The organism is Paraburkholderia sp. C35 (assembly GCF_003121405.1).
GTDB lineage: Bacteria > Pseudomonadota > Gammaproteobacteria > Burkholderiales > Burkholderiaceae > Paraburkholderia.
Map to the genome: position 1 here is coordinate 89,026 of NZ_QBUY01000015.1, position 17,185 is coordinate 106,210.

At 58.4% G+C, this 17,185-nt stretch carries 32 protein-coding genes; 1 reads left to right on the top strand and 31 read right to left on the bottom strand.

Annotation, left to right across the window (positions count from 1 at the left end):
• Nucleotides 1-16 precede the first annotated feature (16 nt).
• The 31 genes from dsbD to rpsJ form a co-directional block, all read right to left on the bottom strand.
• On the bottom strand, nucleotides 17-1,876 hold the full coding sequence (dsbD, locus tag DK391_RS12610; protein WP_109478337.1) for a protein-disulfide reductase DsbD: 1,860 nt from the start codon (nucleotides 1,874-1,876) through the stop codon (nucleotides 17-19).
• Nucleotides 1,869-2,201 (bottom strand): divalent-cation tolerance protein CutA, encoded by a 333-nt coding sequence (gene cutA / locus DK391_RS12615; RefSeq protein WP_109478338.1) that lies wholly within the window; start codon nucleotides 2,199-2,201, stop codon nucleotides 1,869-1,871. The genes dsbD and cutA overlap by 8 nt, the downstream gene beginning before the upstream one ends.
• 149 nt (nucleotides 2,202-2,350) lie before the next feature.
• Nucleotides 2,351-2,746, bottom strand: coding sequence for a 50S ribosomal protein L17 (gene rplQ / locus DK391_RS12620; protein ID WP_109478339.1), 396 nt, complete (start codon nucleotides 2,744-2,746; stop codon nucleotides 2,351-2,353).
• Nucleotides 2,747-2,885: 139 nt separating this feature from the next.
• Nucleotides 2,886-3,863: a DNA-directed RNA polymerase subunit alpha gene (rpoA, locus tag DK391_RS12625; protein ID WP_007730697.1), complete on the bottom strand. Its 978-nt coding sequence runs from the start codon at nucleotides 3,861-3,863 to the stop codon at nucleotides 2,886-2,888.
• A gap of 124 nt (nucleotides 3,864-3,987) precedes the next feature.
• Entirely contained in the window at nucleotides 3,988-4,611 is a 624-nt protein-coding gene (gene rpsD / locus DK391_RS12630; protein ID WP_109478340.1) for a 30S ribosomal protein S4, read from the bottom strand.
• A gap of 146 nt (nucleotides 4,612-4,757) precedes the next feature.
• On the bottom strand, nucleotides 4,758-5,162 hold the full coding sequence (gene rpsK, locus DK391_RS12635) for a 30S ribosomal protein S11 (RefSeq protein WP_006052224.1): 405 nt from the start codon (nucleotides 5,160-5,162) through the stop codon (nucleotides 4,758-4,760).
• A gap of 28 nt (nucleotides 5,163-5,190) precedes the next feature.
• Nucleotides 5,191-5,556 (bottom strand): 30S ribosomal protein S13, encoded by a 366-nt coding sequence (gene rpsM, locus DK391_RS12640; RefSeq protein WP_013589830.1) that lies wholly within the window; start codon nucleotides 5,554-5,556, stop codon nucleotides 5,191-5,193.
• Nucleotides 5,557-5,597: 41 nt separating this feature from the next.
• On the bottom strand, nucleotides 5,598-5,714 hold the full coding sequence (gene rpmJ / locus DK391_RS12645; RefSeq protein WP_004199844.1) for a 50S ribosomal protein L36: 117 nt from the start codon (nucleotides 5,712-5,714) through the stop codon (nucleotides 5,598-5,600).
• A gap of 20 nt (nucleotides 5,715-5,734) precedes the next feature.
• A complete protein-coding gene (gene infA / locus DK391_RS12650; protein ID WP_004521905.1) occupies nucleotides 5,735-5,953 on the bottom strand; it encodes a translation initiation factor IF-1 in 219 nt (72 codons plus the stop codon).
• An 8-nt stretch (nucleotides 5,954-5,961) separates the two neighbouring features.
• Nucleotides 5,962-7,308 (bottom strand): preprotein translocase subunit SecY, encoded by a 1,347-nt coding sequence (gene secY / locus DK391_RS12655; RefSeq protein ID WP_012402182.1) that lies wholly within the window; start codon nucleotides 7,306-7,308, stop codon nucleotides 5,962-5,964.
• Nucleotides 7,309-7,354: 46 nt separating this feature from the next.
• Entirely contained in the window at nucleotides 7,355-7,789 is a 435-nt protein-coding gene (gene rplO / locus DK391_RS12660; protein ID WP_109478341.1) for a 50S ribosomal protein L15, read from the bottom strand.
• Nucleotides 7,790-7,819: 30 nt separating this feature from the next.
• The gene (gene rpmD / locus DK391_RS12665; RefSeq protein WP_007730608.1) at nucleotides 7,820-8,002 is read right to left on the bottom strand and encodes a 50S ribosomal protein L30; all 183 of its coding nucleotides are present in this window, start codon (nucleotides 8,000-8,002) and stop codon (nucleotides 7,820-7,822) included.
• Between the two features lie 10 nt (nucleotides 8,003-8,012).
• Nucleotides 8,013-8,531: a 30S ribosomal protein S5 gene (rpsE, locus tag DK391_RS12670; RefSeq protein ID WP_007730604.1), complete on the bottom strand. Its 519-nt coding sequence runs from the start codon at nucleotides 8,529-8,531 to the stop codon at nucleotides 8,013-8,015.
• 14 nt (nucleotides 8,532-8,545) lie between these two features.
• Entirely contained in the window at nucleotides 8,546-8,911 is a 366-nt protein-coding gene (gene rplR, locus DK391_RS12675) for a 50S ribosomal protein L18 (protein WP_008923336.1), read from the bottom strand.
• 12 nt (nucleotides 8,912-8,923) lie between these two features.
• Nucleotides 8,924-9,454: a 50S ribosomal protein L6 gene (gene rplF, locus DK391_RS12680; protein WP_109478342.1), complete on the bottom strand. Its 531-nt coding sequence runs from the start codon at nucleotides 9,452-9,454 to the stop codon at nucleotides 8,924-8,926.
• A 19-nt stretch (nucleotides 9,455-9,473) separates the two neighbouring features.
• On the bottom strand, nucleotides 9,474-9,869 hold the full coding sequence (gene rpsH / locus DK391_RS12685; RefSeq protein ID WP_007730595.1) for a 30S ribosomal protein S8: 396 nt from the start codon (nucleotides 9,867-9,869) through the stop codon (nucleotides 9,474-9,476).
• A gap of 14 nt (nucleotides 9,870-9,883) precedes the next feature.
• Nucleotides 9,884-10,189, bottom strand: coding sequence for a 30S ribosomal protein S14 (gene rpsN / locus DK391_RS12690; protein ID WP_109478343.1), 306 nt, complete (start codon nucleotides 10,187-10,189; stop codon nucleotides 9,884-9,886).
• A gap of 7 nt (nucleotides 10,190-10,196) precedes the next feature.
• Nucleotides 10,197-10,736, bottom strand: coding sequence for a 50S ribosomal protein L5 (rplE, locus tag DK391_RS12695; protein WP_109478344.1), 540 nt, complete (start codon nucleotides 10,734-10,736; stop codon nucleotides 10,197-10,199).
• Between the two features lie 16 nt (nucleotides 10,737-10,752).
• Nucleotides 10,753-11,058, bottom strand: coding sequence for a 50S ribosomal protein L24 (rplX, locus tag DK391_RS12700; RefSeq protein WP_109478345.1), 306 nt, complete (start codon nucleotides 11,056-11,058; stop codon nucleotides 10,753-10,755).
• A 9-nt stretch (nucleotides 11,059-11,067) separates the two neighbouring features.
• The gene (gene rplN / locus DK391_RS12705; RefSeq protein WP_007730565.1) at nucleotides 11,068-11,436 is read right to left on the bottom strand and encodes a 50S ribosomal protein L14; all 369 of its coding nucleotides are present in this window, start codon (nucleotides 11,434-11,436) and stop codon (nucleotides 11,068-11,070) included.
• A gap of 293 nt (nucleotides 11,437-11,729) precedes the next feature.
• Entirely contained in the window at nucleotides 11,730-12,002 is a 273-nt protein-coding gene (rpsQ, locus tag DK391_RS12710) for a 30S ribosomal protein S17 (protein WP_007730563.1), read from the bottom strand.
• Nucleotides 11,999-12,193 (bottom strand): 50S ribosomal protein L29, encoded by a 195-nt coding sequence (gene rpmC, locus DK391_RS12715; RefSeq protein ID WP_007180130.1) that lies wholly within the window; start codon nucleotides 12,191-12,193, stop codon nucleotides 11,999-12,001. The genes rpsQ and rpmC overlap by 4 nt, the downstream gene beginning before the upstream one ends.
• A 10-nt stretch (nucleotides 12,194-12,203) precedes the next feature.
• Nucleotides 12,204-12,620 carry a 50S ribosomal protein L16 gene (gene rplP, locus DK391_RS12720; protein ID WP_007730545.1) on the bottom strand — a complete coding sequence of 139 codons (417 nt, stop codon included), beginning with the start codon at nucleotides 12,618-12,620 and terminating at the stop codon, nucleotides 12,204-12,206.
• Nucleotides 12,621-12,622: 2 nt separating this feature from the next.
• A complete protein-coding gene (gene rpsC / locus DK391_RS12725; protein WP_007730536.1) occupies nucleotides 12,623-13,417 on the bottom strand; it encodes a 30S ribosomal protein S3 in 795 nt (264 codons plus the stop codon).
• A gap of 11 nt (nucleotides 13,418-13,428) precedes the next feature.
• Nucleotides 13,429-13,758, bottom strand: a complete 330-nt coding sequence (rplV, locus tag DK391_RS12730; protein WP_004199272.1) for a 50S ribosomal protein L22 — start codon at nucleotides 13,756-13,758, stop codon at nucleotides 13,429-13,431.
• Nucleotides 13,759-13,770: 12 nt separating this feature from the next.
• A complete protein-coding gene (gene rpsS / locus DK391_RS12735; protein ID WP_006998484.1) occupies nucleotides 13,771-14,046 on the bottom strand; it encodes a 30S ribosomal protein S19 in 276 nt (91 codons plus the stop codon).
• Between the two features lie 10 nt (nucleotides 14,047-14,056).
• Nucleotides 14,057-14,884: a 50S ribosomal protein L2 gene (gene rplB / locus DK391_RS12740; protein ID WP_109478346.1), complete on the bottom strand. Its 828-nt coding sequence runs from the start codon at nucleotides 14,882-14,884 to the stop codon at nucleotides 14,057-14,059.
• 2 nt (nucleotides 14,885-14,886) lie between these two features.
• The gene (gene rplW, locus DK391_RS12745) at nucleotides 14,887-15,201 is read right to left on the bottom strand and encodes a 50S ribosomal protein L23 (protein WP_007730525.1); all 315 of its coding nucleotides are present in this window, start codon (nucleotides 15,199-15,201) and stop codon (nucleotides 14,887-14,889) included.
• Complete coding sequence (gene rplD, locus DK391_RS12750; RefSeq protein WP_109478347.1) at nucleotides 15,198-15,818, bottom strand: 50S ribosomal protein L4; 621 nt, start codon at nucleotides 15,816-15,818, stop codon at nucleotides 15,198-15,200. The genes rplW and rplD overlap by 4 nt, the downstream gene beginning before the upstream one ends.
• Nucleotides 15,818-16,477 (bottom strand): 50S ribosomal protein L3, encoded by a 660-nt coding sequence (rplC, locus tag DK391_RS12755; protein ID WP_109478348.1) that lies wholly within the window; start codon nucleotides 16,475-16,477, stop codon nucleotides 15,818-15,820. The genes rplD and rplC overlap by 1 nt, the downstream gene beginning before the upstream one ends.
• A gap of 189 nt (nucleotides 16,478-16,666) precedes the next feature.
• The gene (rpsJ, locus tag DK391_RS12760) at nucleotides 16,667-16,978 is read right to left on the bottom strand and encodes a 30S ribosomal protein S10 (RefSeq protein ID WP_006998489.1); all 312 of its coding nucleotides are present in this window, start codon (nucleotides 16,976-16,978) and stop codon (nucleotides 16,667-16,669) included.
• On the opposite strand from rpsJ, the gene DK391_RS45270 reads away from it, so the two are divergent.
• Nucleotides 16,973-17,185 (top strand): hypothetical protein (locus tag DK391_RS45270; protein ID WP_239482800.1); only part of this gene is annotated, 213 nt, incomplete at its 3' end. The two genes, rpsJ and DK391_RS45270, sit on opposite strands and share 6 nt — an antisense overlap.

A 17,185-nucleotide genomic window follows, 5' to 3' on the forward strand; every position in this document is an offset into this window, starting at 1 on the left:
GTGCGTTTCCTGATGCTCAGGTCTGCGGCGCCGTCGCCGCCCGGTCGAGACTCTTCAGGAATTTATCTGCCGACTCGTAGCCGACGACTCGCAACACTTCCTTCCCGCCGCGATCGAAAAAGATGATTCCGGGCGGCCCGAACAGATTGAAGCGTTTGAGCAGGCCCTGATCGTCAGCGTTATTTGCGGTGACGTCTGCGCGCAGCAGGTTCATCTGCTTGAGCTTCGCCTGAACACGCGGGTCGCTGAAGGTGAACTTCTCCATCTCCTTGCAGCTGACGCACCAGTCCGCGTAAAAATCGAGCATGGCGGGCTGTGCGGCCGTTTTGACGGCTTCGTCGAGTTGGCCCGATGTGCGCACAGGCGCGAACGCGAGATCGGCTTGTTGGGCCTGCTGAGCGGGCGCAGCCGTCGTGCGGCTGGCAAGTACGGCAAGCGGCCTGACTGGATCCGTCGATCCCGCTGCAAGGCCAACCAGCAACGTCGCAGCCCAGATAGCGAGCGCCGCACCGACTCCACGGCCAAGACCACGCCAGATCGAACCCGCGCCCGCGTGCGGAGTGAACAACCCCAGACCGGCAGCCGCGATCAGCAGCCACAGAGCAGCCAGCAGCATTTGAGCGGTGGACGCCAGTACTGGCCACACGATCCATAGCGCGGCGGCCAGTAGAACGATGCCGAAGAAGACCTTCACGCCGTCCATCCAGGCGCCTGCCCGGGGCAACAAGGTACCGGCGCCCAGTCCGATGATGAGTAACGGCACGCCGAGCCCGAGACCCATCGAAAACAGGGCGGCACCGCCCAGAACCGCGTTACCCGTATGGGCGATAAATGCCAGCACGGCGAACAGCGGCGCCGTCATGCACGCGCCGACCACGAGCGCCGACAGCGCCCCCATCGCGGCGACCGCAGCGAACTTGCCACCGGAGCGGCCCTCGGATGCTTTCGACATGCCGCTCTGCCAGCGCTGCGGCAAAACGATATCGACTCCGGCTATCAGCGTGAGCGCAAACACGGTCAGCAAAACGGCAAACACGCCAAGCACCCACGGATTCTGCAGCCATGCACCAAGGCTCTGACCGACGAGCGCCGCTGCGATGCCCAGGACCGTGTAGACAAGGGCCATCCCGATAACGTATGCCAGCGAGAGGGAGAATCCGCGTGTCCGCGTCACCCGCGGCCCTTCCCCAATGATGATTGCCGACAGAATCGGGATCATCGGATAAGAACAGGGAAGCAGGCTCAGCACGACGCCGGCGACGAAATACAGTCCAACGATCGCGAAGAAACCACCGCCTTGCAGCAACGTTTGCGCATAGTCGGCGCTCGTCGCGCGTTCGTACCAGGAAGTGGCGGCCTGCGAATCCTCACCAGACTGCTGGACACTGGTGTTGCCAGCCGCGCCCGCGCGCAATGCCGCGCCCGTCACGTGATAGACGCGCTCCATCGGCGGATAGCAGATACCGGCGTCCGCACAGCCCTGTGAAGTGACGGCCAAGTCGAAGGGCCCACTCGCCTGCTTCACAGGCACGCGGATGGTCTGTTCGCCTCGATATGTCTCTACGTTTTTCCCGAAGGTCTGATCGAACTTCACGTGACCGGCCGGCAGTTGCGGATCGCCGAGCGTCACCGTGCCGTTGCGCGTCGCGAAGGCGAAGCGCTCGCGGTACATGTAGTAGCCGTCCGCAATCGTATAGTGGACCAGCACTTCGCCTGGCTGCTCGGACGCGCTGAATTTGAACGCGACGGCGGGATCGAGAAAATCATCTGCCGCGCGCACGATGCTGGCTGCATTCAGAGAAAGCAGCAGCACGCCGACGACAAAGGTGAGAAAGCGCGCGACGATACGCCAGCGCAAGGACAAACCGTTAAACATGGATCGGGCGTTGCGTTTCGGTGTTCACCCACTGGCCATAAGAGGCCGACGCGGTGACTTGCCAGGAAAGGATTTCGGGCGTGTCGTACGGATGCTGAGCCTGAATGAACTGCTCAAGTTCAAGCGTACGCACGACGCTCGTCTTGAACAGCAACTGGATCTCTTCCGCCGATTCGATCTTGCCCTGCCAGTGGTAGCTCGACTGAACGCTGCCCAGCTGCGTAACGCAGGCAGCGAGACGCAAAGAAAGTGCTTCCTGAGCGAGCTCTTGCGCCGTTGCGAGGTCCGGCACGGTCGTCAATACCAAACTCACATTTACGTTCACCGACCGCTCCAGCGCTATCCAAAACAGGGTGACGCTATCGTATCACCTTGTCTCCGTCGTTCGCTGACGGTCGAATGGCATAGGCCAAACGCACGTTGAAAACAAAAAAGCCAGGCTCGCGCCTGGCTTTTTAGCGGTTGTCAGAGAGCTTATTCAGCTTCTGCAACGTTTTCGACTTCTTCAACTTCCGGACGGTCGAGCAGTTCAACCAGAGCCATCGGTGCATTGTCGCCAACGCGGAAACCGAACTTCAGGATACGAAGATAGCCACCCGGGCGGTTCGCGAAGCGCGGGCCCAGCACGTCGAACAGCTTCGTGACCGAGTCACGATCGCGCAGGCGATTGAACGCCAGACGACGGTTAGCCAGCGACGGCTTCTTGCCGAGCGTGATCAGCGGCTCGACGACTTTACGGAGTTCCTTCGCCTTCGGCAGCGTCGTCTTGATGACTTCGTGCTCGATCAGCGAGTTGGACTTGTTACGGAGCATTGCCAGACGGTGGCTGCTCGTGCGGTTCAGTTTCCGCAGGCCATGACGGTGACGCATTTCAATTTCCTTGAATCAAAGTTTTGGTCCAGCTCTTCTATCGCTTTCTGTGATGCCGAAAGCACGGGCCGGTAGTGAAAAAGGCAAGACGCGGATTTTAAAGGAAAATCCGCGTCTTCGCCAGACGATACTACGTGTCTTACTTGTCGAGACCAGCCGGCGGCCAGTTTTCGAGCTTCATGCCGAGCGTCAGGCCACGCGAAGCGAGCACTTCCTTGATCTCGTTCAGCGACTTGCGGCCCAGGTTCGGGGTCTTCAGCAGCTCGTTTTCCGTGCGCTGGATCAGATCGCCGATGTAGTAGATGTTCTCGGCCTTCAGGCAGTTCGCCGAACGAACCGTCAGTTCGAGATCATCAACCGGACGCAGCAGGATCGGATCGATCTGCGGAGCGCGCGACGGTGCTTCTGCCGCTGCTTCCGTGCCTTCCAGCGCTGCGAACACCGACAGCTGATCGACCAGAATACGCGCCGATTGACGGATCGCTTCTTCCGGCGAAATCACACCGTTCGTTTCGATGTTCATCACGAGCTTGTCGAGGTCGGTACGCTGTTCGACACGCGCGCTTTCCACGGCATAGCTCACGCGGCGAACCGGCGAGAACGACGCATCCAGCACGATACGGCCGATAATCTTGGCCGACTCTTCGCCGTAACGACGCACGTTGCCCGGCACATAACCACGGCCCTTTTCGACCTTGATCTGCACGTCGAGCTTGCCGCCCTTCGACAGGTGAGCAATCACGTGATCTGGATTGATCACTTCGCAGTCGTGCGCGAGCTCGATGTCACCGGCCGTCACAACGCCTTCGCCTTCCTTGCGCAGCGTAACCGTCACTTCGTCACGGTTGTGCAGCTTGAACACCACGCCCTTCAGGTTCAACAACAGGTTGACCACATCCTCTTGCACACCATCGAGCGTCGAGTACTCGTGCACGACGCCTGCGATCGTCACTTCGGTCGGCGCGTAGCCCACCATCGACGACAGCAGCACGCGCCGAAGCGCGTTACCCAAGGTGTGGCCATAACCGCGTTCAAACGGCTCCATGACCACTTTCGCGTGGCTTTCGCCAAGCGATTCAACAGCGATAATCTTGGGCTTCAACAAACTGGTTTGCATAGGTTTTCCTTTTCAATACCCTCGGCTCGTTACACCGATAAGGCTGACCGGTAACAACCTGAAAATAAACAGCCGAGGAACCCCCTTGCCTAACGCAATCAGGGAACCTCGGCCGTTAATCCGATTAGCGCGAATACAATTCGACGATCAGGCTTTCGTTGATGTCGCCAGCGATATCGCTGCGTTCCGGCATTGCCTTGAACGTGCCTTCGAACTTCTTCGAATCGACAGCAACCCACTGCGGCAGACCGCCTTGTTCGGCGAGCGACAGCGCTTCGAGAATACGAGCCTGCTTCTTCGACTGTTCACGCACGGCAATCACGTCGCCAGCCTTGACTTGCAGCGACGGGATGTTCGCAACGACGCCGTTCACCGTGATTGCCTTGTGGCTCACGAGCTGACGTGCTTCAGCGCGCGTCGAGCCGAAGCCCATGCGATACACGACGTTGTCGAGACGCGACTCAAGCAACTTCAGCAGGTTTTCACCCGTGTTGCCCTTGCGGCGGTCGGCTTCAGCGAAGTAACGACGGAACTGGCGCTCCAGCACGCCATAGATGCGCTTCACTTTTTGCTTTTCGCGCAGCTGCGTGCCGTAATCGGACGTACGAGCGCCCGAGGTGCGGCCATGTTGACCCGGCTTGCTGTCAAGCTTGCACTTGTCAGCGAGCGAACGACGTGCGCTCTTCAGGAAGAGATCGGTGCCTTCACGGCGAGACAGCTTGGCTTTAGGGCCGATATAGCGTGCCACTTTGCATTCCTTCTATGATTGATCACGTGAATTTGCATTCACGCTAGTCCGAACCCTTTGGGTCGAACGGTGGGCTTAGTCAATTCAATAACGCAAGCAGCCTGCTACCGCCGTTAGCGGCAACAGGCGCAAGCGGAGCAGCCGTCTTAGATACGACGACGCTTCGGCGGACGGCAGCCGTTGTGCGGGACCGGCGTCACGTCGGAGATCGCGGTGATCTTGATGCCAAGACCATGCAGCGCGCGCACCGCGGACTCACGGCCAGGACCGGGGCCCTTGATCCGCACTTCGAGGTTCTTCACGCCGTATTCCATCGCCACACGGCCAGCCGATTCAGCTGCGACCTGAGCTGCAAACGGGGTCGATTTGCGCGAACCCTTGAAGCCCTGACCACCCGACGTTGCCCAGGCCAATGCATTGCCTTGACGATCGGTGATCGTGATGATGGTGTTGTTGAACGACGCGTGAACGTGAACCACGCCCTCGGCGACGTTCTTCTTGACCTTCTTGCGAACGCGTTGCGCCGCGGAGTTGTTCGAAGCCTTAGCCATTACGTTTTCCTGTAACTGTCAGTTCCGCTTACTTCTTCAGCGATTGCGCTGCACGACGCGGACCCTTGCGCGTACGGGCATTCGTACGCGTACGTTGACCACGCAGGGGCAGGCCCTTGCGATGGCGAACGCCACGGTAGCAACCCAGATCCATCAGGCGCTTGATGTTCATCGTCGTTTCACGGCGCAGATCGCCTTCAACGATGAACTTGCCGACTTCTTCACGCAGCTTTTCGAGGTCTGCGTCGGTCAGGTCCTTAACCTTCTTCGAAAATGCCACACCAGCAGCGACGCAAATGTCGCGCGAGCGCGTGCGGCCAACACCGTAAATAGCCGTCAGGCCGATTTCAGTGTGCTGGTGGTTCGGGATATTAACCCCTGCGATACGAGCCATTGTTTTTCCTCAAACAAAAAGCGCAAACAAAAGCGCGGCGTTCAGCCTTGACGCTGCTTGTGGCGCGGATCGGAGCTGCAAATCACGCGAACGACGCCCTTGCGCTTGATGATTTTGCAATTGCGGCAAATGCGCTTAACCGATGCCATCACTTTCATGATATTACCCTTTTTTCAAATCACTTCGCCCGGAACACGATCCGCGCACGCGACAGATCGTAAGGCGTCAATTCAACCGTCACCTTGTCGCCCGGAAGGATACGGATGTAGTGCATCCGCATCTTGCCGGATATGTGTCCCAATACGACATGGCCGTTTTCCAGCTTCACCCGGAAGGTAGCGTTGGGGAGGTTTTCGATAACCTCGCCTTGCATCTGGATTACATCGTCTTTGGCCATAAGTCCTTTCAACGCATCGGGACGCCGCCGCCCTTGAAGTTTGCCTTCTTCAGCAGCGACTCATACTGTTGCGACATAACGTACGACTGCACCTGTGCCATGAAGTCCATTGTGACGACGACAATGATCAGCAGCGACGTTCCACCAAAATAAAACGGTACATTCCAGCGCAGCACCAAAAACTCGGGCAGCAAGCAAACAAACACGATGTAGATCGCACCGGCCAGCGTCAAACGCGTCAGGATGCGGTCGATATAACGTGCCGTCTGATCACCCGGACGGATGCCGGGGACAAATGCACCACTCTTCTTCAGGTTGTCGGCCGTCTCTCTGCTGTTGAACACCAGTGCGGTGTAGAAGAAGCAGAAGAACACGATCGCCAACGCATACAGCAACACGTACACCGGCTGACCGGGCTTGAGCGCTTCGGCCACATTGTGCAACGTGTCCGCGAACCAGCCAGTCCGCGACCCCGAACTGAACCAGTTCAGGATGGTTGCCGGGAACAGGATGATCGACGATGCGAAGATCGGCGGAATCACGCCCGACATGTTCAGCTTCAGCGGCAGATGCGACGACTGTCCACCGTAAATCTTGTTGCCGACTTGCCGCTTGGCGTAGTTCACAAGAATCTTGCGCTGGCCGCGTTCAATGAACACCACCAGATACGTCACTGCAGCAATCAACGCGACCACGATAATCGCGGAGATGATGCTCATCGAGCCAGTGCGAACCAGTTCAAAGAGACCACCAATCGCATTCGGGAAACCCGCTGCGATACCGCCAAAAATAATGATCGAAATGCCGTTACCCAGACCGCGTTCCGTGATTTGCTCACCGAGCCACATCAGGAACATCGTACCGGTCACGAGCGTCACAACCGTCGTCAGCCGGAAGACCATGCCAGGATCGATCACCAGTGCTGGCTGATTCTCCAGCGCAACAGCGATACCGAACGCCTGGAACGTGGCCAGAACCACCGTGAAGACACGCGTGTACTGCGTAATCTTCCGTTGACCAGCCTGTCCTTCCTTCTTCAGCGCCTCCAGTTGCGGCGAAACAATCGCCAGCAACTGCATGATGATCGACGCCGAGATATACGGCATGATCCCTAGCGCGAAAATCGTGAACCGCGAAAGTGCGCCACCCGAGAACATGTTGAACATGCCAAGGATGCCGCCCGACTGGCTTTGAAACAACTTAGCCAGTTGGTCCGGGTCGATACCCGGCACCGGAATATGCGCGCCGATACGGTAGACGACCAGCGCCAGCAGCAGGAATACTGCACGCCGACGCAGATCGCCAAACTTCGCCGCGCTTCGACCGGGTTTTGCGAGACTCGGGCTGTTAGCCAAGTACCTTCTCCGATGCAAATGCTAGTGACGGCAATCGACTTGCACGTTACTCGGCGAAAGAACCGCCAGCTGCTTCGATCGCAGCGCGCGCGCCCTTCGTCGCACCCAGACCCTTCACAACGATCTTGCGCTTCAGTTCGCCCGTCGCAATGATCTTCGCGCTGGTCATCAGCTCACCGATCAGGCCGGCTTGCTTCAGTGCCAACAGATCGATTTCGTCGACCGGCAGCTTCTCCAGGTCACCGAGGCGCACTTCACCGACGAATTCCTTCGTCAGCGAGGTAAAGCCACGCTTCGGCAGGCGACGTTGCAGCGGCATTTGACCGCCTTCGAAGCCGACCTTGTGGAAGCCACCCGAACGCGACTTCTGACCCTTGTGACCACGGCCAGCGGTCTTGCCGAGGCCGGAGCCGATGCCGCGACCCACGCGACGCTTTGCGTGCTTCGCGCCTTCAGCCGGCTTCAGGTTATTCAATTCCATTATCAACTCCTTGAGTGCCCGAACGGCCGCTTAGCCGATGACCTTAACGAGGTACGAGACCTTGTTGATCATGCCGCGCACAGCCGGCGTGTCCTGCAGCTCGCTAACCGAGTTCAGACGACGCAGGCCAAGACCGCGCACCGTGGCGCGGTGCGATTCGCGGGTCCCAATCAGGCTCTTGACGAGCTGAACCTTGACAGTTTTATCAGACATGGTGACCACCTTAGCCCAGAATGTCTTCGACGGACTTACCACGCTTCGCCGCGATGTCAGCCGGGGTCGACTGCTTGCGCAGACCGTCCAGCGTCGCACGGACGAGGTTGTAGGGGTTCGTCGAACCGTGGCTCTTGGCCACAACGTTTTGCACGCCCATCACGTCGAACACTGCGCGCATCGGGCCGCCAGCGATCACGCCGGTACCGTCCTTCGCCGGAGCGAGGAGAACCGTCGATGCGCCGTGCTTACCGTGCACTTCGTGTTGCAGCGTACCGTTCTTGAGCGGCACCTTGAACATGTTGCGACGGGCTTGTTCCATTGCCTTTTGAACGGCAACCGGAACTTCCTTAGCCTTGCCCTTGCCCATGCCGACGCGGCCATCACCGTCGCCAACCACGGTCAGTGCGGCGAAACCGAGAATACGGCCACCCTTCACGACCTTGGTCACGCGATTGACCGAAATCATCTTTTCGCGAAGGCCGTCGTCGCGTTCGTCAGCCTGAACTTTCGCTTGCATCTTTGCCATGACGAATTCCTTCCTTAGAACTTGAGCCCGGCTTCGCGCGCCGCATCAGCCAGCGCTTTCACGCGGCCGTGGTAGCGGAAACCCGAGCGGTCAAAGGCGACGGATTCGATGCCGGCAGCCTTAGCCTTTTCTGCAATGCGCTTGCCGATCAGGGTCGCAGCAGCAACGTTGCCGCCCTTGCCCGATTGGTCGGCCAGTTGCGCACGCACTTCGGCTTCGAGCGTCGATGCGCTTGCGAGCACCTTGGTGCCGCACGGCGAGAACACTTGCGCATAGATGTGCGTGTTCGTGCGGTGCACGGCCAGACGCGCGACTTGCAGCTCAGCGATCTTGATCCGCGTCTGACGAGCGCGGCGCAGGCGAGATTGAGTCTTATCCATGATTGCGCACCCTTACTTCTTCTTCGTTTCTTTGAGGATCACAACCTCGTTGGCATAGCGCACGCCCTTGCCCTTATAGGGCTCCGGCGGACGATAGCCGCGCACTTCTGCAGCGACCTGGCCAACTTTCTGTTTGTCGATCCCCTTGATCACGATTTCGGTTTGCGACGGGGTTTCGGCCTTGACGCCTTCCGGCATCTGGTGCACCACGGGGTGCGAGAAACCCAGCGACAGGTTCAGCTTGTCGCCTTGCGCTTGCGCACGATAACCAACGCCAACCAGCGTCAGCTTGCGCTCGAAACCCTTGGTCACGCCTTGCACCATGTTCGCAACCAGTGCGCGCATCGTGCCCGACATCGCATTTGCTTCGCGGCTTTCGTCAACTGGCTCGAACTTCAGCGTGCCGTTGTCGTTCACCACTTTCACCAGGCGATTCGCGTTCTGCGAGATCGAACCCAGCGGGCCCTTGACGGTAATGCGCTCGTCGCTCAGGGCCACTTCTGCGCCTTGCAGCGCGATCGGGCTTTTACCTACTCGAGACATGTTTCTTCTCCCTTCGGCTTTAAGCGACGTAGCAGATGACTTCGCCGCCGACGCCAGTTGCGCGCGCCTTGCGATCAGTCATCACACCCTTCGGCGTCGAAACGATCGCAACGCCGAGGCCATTCATGACCTGCGGAATGTCGTTACGGCCGCGATACACACGCAGACCAGGCTTCGAAACGCGCTCGAGGCGCTCGATAACCGGACGGCCAGCGTAGTACTTCAACGCGATGTTCAATTCCGACTTCGCACCTTCAGCCTTCACTGCGAAGTCGTCGATATAGCCTTCATCCTTCAGGACTTGCGCGATCGCAACCTTGACTTTCGACGAGGGCATCGTCACCGAAACCTTCTCAACCATCTGCGCATTGCGGATGCGAGTCAGCATATCGGCGATAGGATCACTCATGCTCATTTACGTTTCTCCTATTACCAGCTCGCCTTGGTCAGGCCAGGGATCTCGCCACGGAACGCGATTTCACGAATCTTGTTACGCGCCAGCCCGAATTTACGGAACGTGCCACGCGGACGACCAGTGATCGCGCAACGATTGCGCTTACGGGTCGGGTTCGAATTACGCGGCAGTTGCTGCAGCTCCAGACGAGCGGCATAGCGCTCCTCTTCCGACTTGCTTTGGTCGTCGATGACAGCCTTCAGCTCAGCACGCTTCGGTGCGAACTTGGCAGCCAGGCGCGCACGCTTCTTTTCACGTTCGATCAGTGCCAGTTTAGCCACGGTAACCTCAGTTTCTGAACGGGAACTTGAAGCTGGCGAGCAGTGCCTTTGCTTCGTCGTCAGTCTTCGCAGTCGTCGTGATGCTGATGTTCAGCCCACGCAGTGCGTCGATTTTGTCGTAGTCGATTTCGGGGAAAATGATCTGCTCTTTCACACCGATGTTGTAGTTGCCACGACCGTCGAATGCACGGCCCGACACGCCACGGAAGTCACGCACACGCGGGAGCGCAACCGTCACGAAACGGTCCAGGAATTCGTACATTGCCTGGCCACGCAGCGTGACCATCGCACCGATCGGGTAACCCTGACGGATCTTGAAGCCCGCGATTGCCTTGCGTGCCTTCGTGATGACCGGCTTCTGGCCCGCGATCTTCGTCAGATCGCCAACGGCGTTCTCGATGATCTTCTTGTCAGCGACGGCTTCGCCAAGACCCATATTCAGGGTGATCTTGGTGATGCGCGGCACTTCCATAACGGACTTGTAACGGAACTTCTCGATCCGGCCGGGAACAACCTTCTCTTTATAAAATTCTTGCAAACGTGCCATTTTTTACTCCGCAGCGTCAGGCCAGCACAGCACCAGTCGTCTTCAGGAAACGGACCTTCTTGTCTCCTTCGACCTTGATGCCGACACGCGACGGCTTGCCATTCGCGTCGACCAATGCGACGTTCGAAATCTGCAACGGCATTGCCTTCGCTTCCACGCCGCCCGTCGTACCCTTCATCGGGTTCGGCTTCACATGCTTCTTGGCGATATTGAGGCCTTCGACAGTCACGCGGTCTTCAGCAACAGCCAGCACGACTCCGCGCTTGCCCTTGTCCTTGCCGGTGATGACGATGACTTCGTCACCCTTGCGAATCTTGTTCATCTCGGCTCCTTACAGCACTTCCGGCGCGAGCGAAACGATCTTCATGAAGCGTTCGCTACGCAGCTCACGCGTGACCGGCCCAAAGATACGGGTGCCGATAGGCTCGAGCTTGGTATTCAAAAGCACGGCGGCGTTGCCGTCGAACTTGATCAGCGAGCCGTCTTGACGGCGAACACCCTTGGCGGTGCGAACCACCACGGCGTTATAGATTTCGCCTTTCTTCACGCGCCCGCGCGGCGTTGCCTCTTTGACAGTCACCTTGATGATGTCGCCGATGTTGGCATAACGACGCTTCGAGCCGCCGAGCACCTTGATGCACATGACTTCACGTGCACCCGTGTTGTCGGCTACTTCAAGCCGAGTTTCGGTCTGGATCATGGTTTATCTTTCCCAACTTAATCCGAACACACCACCATGATGCATTCGGTCAGTCTTGGTCCCGTCAGCCAATCGGCTGCTTGGGTATGAACAGCAGCGACGGCAAACGAAACCCGCCATCGCAATCCGGTGAATCTGTCGACTAGGACTGGCGTCCCGGTCGCCTCCCCCACCTACGACTTCGCCCGCGATGGGGCTCCCACAAAGAGGGAAGACCGAGATTATAACAAATAATCTCGGTCTTGCAAGCGAAATCTACTGCGATTTCAACTACTTCTTACAGCTCAGCTGCTTTAGATGATGCGAGCAGCTTCGATCAGGCGCGACACCGCCCAAGCCTTCGTCTTCGACACCGGACGAGTTTCTTGGATTTCAACGAGGTCACCCTCGTTGTAGGTGTTCGCTTCATCGTGAGCGTGGTACTTCTTCGAACGTACGACGTACTTGCCGTAGATCGGGTGCTTCACGCGGTGCTCGACCAGCACGGTAACGGTCTTGTCCATCTTGTTGCTGACGACCTTGCCGACCAGCGTCCGCTTGAGCGAGGTTTTTACGCTATCGTTCATTTCTGGTTCGCCTTCTCAGTCAGGACGGTCCGCACACGTGCGATGTCGCGACGAACCTTCTTCAGCTGGCTCGTGTTCGTGAGCTGCTGGGTCGCGAGTTGCATGCGCAGGCCGAATTGCGCCTTCAACAGGTCCGACAGCTCCTTGTTGAGCGCGGCCTGATCTTTCTGGTGAAGTTCGGATGCCTTCATCATTCACTCCTTAGGCGCCGAGCTGGCGAACCATGAACGTCGTCTTCAGCGGCAGCTTTGCTGCAGCCAGACGGAACGCTTCACGTGCCAGTTCTTCGGTCACACCGTCCATTTCGTACAGCATCTTGCCCGGTTGAATCTCGGCGACGTAGTACTCAGGGTTACCCTTACCGTTACCCATCCGTACTTCAGCCGGCTTTTGCGAGATCGGCTTGTCCGGGAAAATGCGAATCCAGATGCGGCCGCCGCGCTTGATGTGACGCGTCATTGCACGACGCGCTGCTTCAATCTGACGCGCGGTCAGGCGGCCGCGACCGATAGCCTTCAGACCGTACTCACCGAACGACACCGCGTTACCACGCGTTGCGACGCCAGTGTTACGACCCTTCTGCTCTTTGCGATACTTCCTGCGTTTCGGTTGCAGCATCGTTATTCTCCAGTCTTACCGTCGCCGGCACCGCCACGGCGCGGAGCACCACGGCGAGCACCTGCCGGTGCACCTTCACCATCGCGACGCGGGCGGCGATCGCCCGGACGTGCGTTGCGGCGCGGACGCTTTTCTTCGGCGACTTCTTCAACCACCGGAGCGTCATTGCGGCCGAGCGTGTCGCCCTTGTAGACCCACACCTTCACACCGATGATGCCGTACGTCGTCTTCGCTTCCGAAGTTGCGTAGTCGATATCAGCACGCAGCGTATGAAGCGGCACGCGACCCTCGCGATACCATTCCGTACGAGCGATTTCGATACCGTTCAGACGGCCTGCGCTCATGATCTTGATGCCTTGAGCACCCAGACGCATTGCGTTTTGCATCGCACGCTTCATCGCGCGGCGGAACATGATGCGACGCTCGAGCTGTTGCGTGATCGAATCAGCGATCAGCTGCGCATCCGTTTCCGGCTTGCGGATTTCTTCGATGTTGACGTGAACCGGGACGCCCATGCGCTTTTGCAGCTCGGCCTTCAGCAGTTCAATGTCTTCACCCTTCTTGCCGATCACGACACCCGGACGCGAGCTGAAAATCGTGATACGTGCGTTCTTTGCAGGACGCTCGATCACGACGCGGCCGACGGACGCGTTCTTCAGCTTCTTCTTCAGGTATTCACGAACACCGATGTCTTCCTGCAACATCGCCGCGAAATTGTTGTTGTTCGCGTACCAACGCGAAGCCCAATTGCGGCTGACGGCCAAACGGAAGCCAGTCGGATGAATTTTCTGTCCCATCGTATGGCTCCTTAATTCCCGACCGTCACAGTGATGTGACAGGATTGCTTCTCGATGCGGTTACCGCGACCCTTAGCGCGTGCGGTAAAACGCTTCAGCGAAGCAGCCTTGTCGACGTAGATGCTCTTGATCTTGAGCTCGTCGATGTCGGCACCTTCGTTGTGCTCCGCATTCGCGATCGCAGACAGCACGACCTTCTTAACGATACCCGCCGCCTTCTTCGGCGAGAACGTCAGAACGTTCAGCGCCTTGTCGACCGGCAAACCACGAATCTGGTCAGCCACAAGGCGCGTCTTCTGCGCCGAGATGCGGGCACCGCGATGAATTGCTTTCACTTCCATCTTGATTGCCCCTTATTTCTTGGCCTTCTTGTCGGCCGCGTGACCCTTGAACGTACGGGTCAGTGCGAACTCGCCAAGCTTGTGGCCGACCATGTTTTCCGTGACATACACCGGAACGTGTTGACGGCCGTTATGAACAGCGATCGTCAGACCGATGAAGTCCGGCAGAATCGTCGAGCGACGCGACCAGGTCTTGATTGGCTTCTTGTCGCGCGATGCTGCAGCCGCCTCAACTTTCTTCAGCAAATGGGCGTCGCAGAACGGACCTTTTTTAATAGAACGTGCCATTGCCTACTCCTTAACGCTTGTGACGGCGCTGGACGATCATGCTCGTCGTGCGCTTGTTGCTACGGGTGCGATAACCCTTCGTCGGCGTGCCCCACGGGCTCACCGGATCGCGACCTGCAGCCGTCTTGCCTTCACCACCACCGTGCGGGTGATCGACCGGGTTCATAACAACGCCACGCACCGTCGGGCGGATACCGCGCCAGCGGTTCGCGCCAGCCTTACCGATTTGACGGAGGCTATGCTCTTCGTTGCCCACTTCACCGATCGTCGCGCGGCACTCGACGTGAACGCGGCGGATTTCGCCCGAACGCAGACGGACCTGTGCGTACATGCCTTCGCGAGCCAGCAGCATTGCCGACGTACCAGCCGAACGCGCCATTTGCGCGCCCTTGCCCGGCAGCATCTCGATGCAGTGAATCGTCGTACCAACCGGGATGTTGCGGATCGGCAGCGTATTGCCTGCGCGGATCGGAGCTTCCGAACCCGACATCAACTGCGTGCCAACTGCCACACCCTTCGGAGCGATGATGTAGCGACGTTCGCCGTCTGCGTACAGCACCAGCGCGATGTTCGCGCTACGGTTCGGGTCGTACTCGAGACGTTCGACCTTTGCCGGAATGCCGTCCTTGGTGCGACGGAAGTCGACCATACGGTAGTGATGCTTGTGACCACCGCCCTTATGGCGCGTGGTGATGTGACCGTTGTTATTACGGCCAGCGGTCGAGCTCTGCGAGTCGAGCAGCGGTGCGTACGGCTTGCCCTTGTGCAGATCCTTGTTGACCACCTTGACCATCGCGCGGCGACCCGGCGAAGTCGGCTTAACTTTCACGATTGCCATGATTACTTGGCCTCCGCTTCAAAGTTGATTTCCTGGCCCGGCTTCAAGCAGACGTACGCCTTCTTCACGTCCTTGCGCTTGCCCATGAAACGACCAAAGCGCTTGGCTTTGCCCTTTTGGACCAGCACGTTGACGGAATTGACTTCCACCTTGAACAGCAGCTCGACAGCAGCCTTCACTTCCTGCTTCGTAGCGTCCGGCGCAACTTCGAACACGACTTGCTCGTTCTTGTCAGCTACCAGGGTCGCCTTTTCGGAGATCACCGGCGCGAGCAGAACTTGCATCAAACGATGATCGTTTTTGCGAACTTCGCTCATGACAGCAACTCCTCGATCTGGGCGACCGCAGCCTTCGTGATCAGCACTTTCTTGAAGTAGATCAGCGACAGCGGGTCGGCATAACGCGGCTCGACAACTGCCACGTGGGCCAGGTTGCGCGACGCGAGGTACAGGTTTTCGTCAACCGTGTCCGTGATGACCAGAACGGAGTCGAGACCCATTGCCTTGAACTTTTCGGCCAGCAGCTTCGTCTTCGGCGCTTCGAGCGTGAGCTCGTCGACAACCGAGATGCGGCCTTCGCGGGCCAGCTGCGAGAAGATCGAGCAGAGACCTGCGCGATGCATCTTCTTGTTGACCTTGTGCGAGAAATTTTCTTCCGGCGAATTCGGGAAGATGCGACCACCGCCGCGCCACAACGGGCTCGACGACATACCGGCACGAGCACGGCCCGTACCCTTCTGACGCCACGGTTTCTTGGTGGTGTGCTTAACCTGCTCACGATCCTTCTGAGCGCGGTTGCCGCTACGTGCATTCGCTTGATAAGCGACGACGATCTGGTGGATCAGGGCTTCGTTGTAGTCACGACCGAACACGACGTCCGATGCGTTGACTGCTGCGCCTTCCTGACCGTTGGCATTCAGGAGCTTAAGTTCCATTATTTCGCTCCTTTCACGGCACGCGTCTTGACAGCCGGCGTCACGAACACCTTGCCGCCCTTCGCACCCGGAACAGCACCCTTGACCAGCAGCAACTTGCGGTCTGCGTCGATACGTGCGATTTCGAGGTTTTGCACGGTAACGGTCTCGTCACCCATGTGACCCGTCATGCGTTTACCCGGGAAAACACGACCCGGATCCTGCGCCATACCGATCGAACCCGGCACGTTGTGCGAACGCGAGTTGCCGTGCGATGCACGACCCGATGCGAAGTTGTAACGCTTGATGGTACCGGCGTAGCCCTTACCGATCGAGGTGCCTTGCACGTCAACCTTTTGGCCTACTTCGAAGAGATCCACACCGACCACAGCGCCATTCGACAGTTCGGCGGCCTTAGCGGCGTCGATCTGGAATTCCTTGAGGATTTCACCGGCTTGAACACCGGCTTTGGCGAGATGACCTGCCAGCGGCTTCGTCACACGCGATGCACGGCGCGTACCGAAGGTAACCTGAACGGCCGTGTAGCCGTCGGTTTCAACAGTCTTGATCTGCGTCACGCGGTTGTCGGACACGTCCAGCACGGTGACGGGAATCGAATCCCCTTCAGCCGTGAAGATACGGGTCATGCCAACCTTGCGACCTACGAGTCCAAGGCTCATCGTTTTCTCCATTCCCGACTGCGATTGGTCGGGGCTAATTTACAAAAATGCCGCACGCTTCAGAGGCGAAACGCACCGGCTTTTTTACGCGAATGCGCGAAAAGCCTACGATTATAACGAGGCTTTTCGTTTTCCGCAAGCAATCAAAGACTTAGCGGTATCCGACGACTCTGATACCGCTGGAAACCTTTACTGCAGCTTGATTTCGACGTCCACGCCAGCCGGCAGATCCAGCTTCATCAGTGCGTCGACGGTCTTGTCCGTCGGGTCGACGATGTCCATCAGGCGTTGGTGCGTGCGGATTTCGAGCTGGTCGCGCGACGTCTTGTTGACGTGCGGCGAACGCAGGATGTCGAAACGCTGAATGCGCGTGGGCAGGGGAACCGGGCCACGAACGATTGCGCCAGTCCGCTTTGCCGTGTCGACGATCTCAGCTGCCGATTGATCGATCAGACGATAGTCGAAAGCCTTCAGGCGAATGCGGATTTTCTGGTTTTGCATGACGAATTCCTTGGAAAGAGCGAGGCGATGTTGCACCGCCGATTAGAAAAGAACGTAGGTCCGGGCGCTCGCGGAGAGCGTGCGCCCGGACCCGGGCACTGCATACTGCTACAGCAATCTTCGATTTTACTCGATGATCTTTGCAACGACACCTGCGCCGACGGTACGGCCACCTTCGCGGATTGCGAAGCGCAGACCTTCTTCTGG

Bases quoted from the DNA above. Each gene is read 5' to 3' on its own strand.
- rpsE (WP_007730604.1), bottom strand. From the start codon at position 8,531: ATGGCAAAGATGCAAGCGAAAGTTCAGGCTGACGAACGCGACGACGGC.
- rplO (WP_109478341.1), bottom strand. From the start codon at position 7,789: ATGGAATTGAATAACCTGAAGCCGGCTGAAGGCGCGAAGCACGCAAAG.
- infA (WP_004521905.1), bottom strand. From the start codon at position 5,953: ATGGCCAAAGACGATGTAATCCAGATGCAAGGCGAGGTTATCGAAAAC.
- rplW (WP_007730525.1), bottom strand. From the start codon at position 15,201: ATGAGCGAAGTTCGCAAAAACGATCATCGTTTGATGCAAGTTCTGCTC.
- rpsK (WP_006052224.1), bottom strand. From the start codon at position 5,162: ATGGCTAAGGCTTCGAACAACTCCGCGGCGCAACGCGTTCGCAAGAAG.
- rpmD (WP_007730608.1), bottom strand. From the start codon at position 8,002: ATGTCTGATAAAACTGTCAAGGTTCAGCTCGTCAAGAGCCTGATTGGG.
- rplD (WP_109478347.1), bottom strand. From the start codon at position 15,818: ATGGAACTTAAGCTCCTGAATGCCAACGGTCAGGAAGGCGCAGCAGTC.
- rpsS (WP_006998484.1), bottom strand. From the start codon at position 14,046: ATGGCACGTTCTATTAAAAAAGGTCCGTTCTGCGACGCCCATTTGCTG.
- rplQ (WP_109478339.1), bottom strand. From the start codon at position 2,746: ATGCGTCACCGTCATGGCCTGCGGAAACTGAACCGCACGAGCAGCCAC.
- rplC (WP_109478348.1), bottom strand. From the start codon at position 16,477: ATGAGCCTTGGACTCGTAGGTCGCAAGGTTGGCATGACCCGTATCTTC.
- rplP (WP_007730545.1), bottom strand. From the start codon at position 12,620: ATGCTGCAACCGAAACGCAGGAAGTATCGCAAAGAGCAGAAGGGTCGT.
- rpsM (WP_013589830.1), bottom strand. From the start codon at position 5,556: ATGGCTCGTATCGCAGGGGTTAATATCCCGAACCACCAGCACACTGAA.
- rplF (WP_109478342.1), bottom strand. From the start codon at position 9,454: ATGTCTCGAGTAGGTAAAAGCCCGATCGCGCTGCAAGGCGCAGAAGTG.
- rpoA (WP_007730697.1), bottom strand. From the start codon at position 3,863: ATGCAAACCAGTTTGTTGAAGCCCAAGATTATCGCTGTTGAATCGCTT.
- rplV (WP_004199272.1), bottom strand. From the start codon at position 13,758: ATGGAAGTGAAAGCAATTCATCGCGGTGCCCGCATCTCGGCGCAGAAG.
- rplB (WP_109478346.1), bottom strand. From the start codon at position 14,884: ATGGCAATCGTGAAAGTTAAGCCGACTTCGCCGGGTCGCCGCGCGATG.
- rpmC (WP_007180130.1), bottom strand. From the start codon at position 12,193: ATGAAGGCATCCGAACTTCACCAGAAAGATCAGGCCGCGCTCAACAAG.
- rpsJ (WP_006998489.1), bottom strand. From the start codon at position 16,978: ATGCAAAACCAGAAAATCCGCATTCGCCTGAAGGCTTTCGACTATCGT.
- rpsH (WP_007730595.1), bottom strand. From the start codon at position 9,869: ATGAGCATGAGTGATCCTATCGCCGATATGCTGACTCGCATCCGCAAT.
- rplX (WP_109478345.1), bottom strand. From the start codon at position 11,058: ATGAACAAGATTCGCAAGGGTGACGAAGTCATCGTCATCACCGGCAAG.
- rpmJ (WP_004199844.1), bottom strand. From the start codon at position 5,714: ATGAAAGTGATGGCATCGGTTAAGCGCATTTGCCGCAATTGCAAAATC.
- dsbD (WP_109478337.1), bottom strand. From the start codon at position 1,876: ATGTTTAACGGTTTGTCCTTGCGCTGGCGTATCGTCGCGCGCTTTCTC.
- rplR (WP_008923336.1), bottom strand. From the start codon at position 8,911: ATGGATAAGACTCAATCTCGCCTGCGCCGCGCTCGTCAGACGCGGATC.
- rplE (WP_109478344.1), bottom strand. From the start codon at position 10,736: ATGGCACGTTTGCAAGAATTTTATAAAGAGAAGGTTGTTCCCGGCCGG.
- rpsQ (WP_007730563.1), bottom strand. From the start codon at position 12,002: ATGAACGATAGCGTAAAAACCTCGCTCAAGCGGACGCTGGTCGGCAAG.
- rplN (WP_007730565.1), bottom strand. From the start codon at position 11,436: ATGATCCAGACCGAAACTCGGCTTGAAGTAGCCGACAACACGGGTGCA.
- rpsC (WP_007730536.1), bottom strand. From the start codon at position 13,417: ATGGGACAGAAAATTCATCCGACTGGCTTCCGTTTGGCCGTCAGCCGC.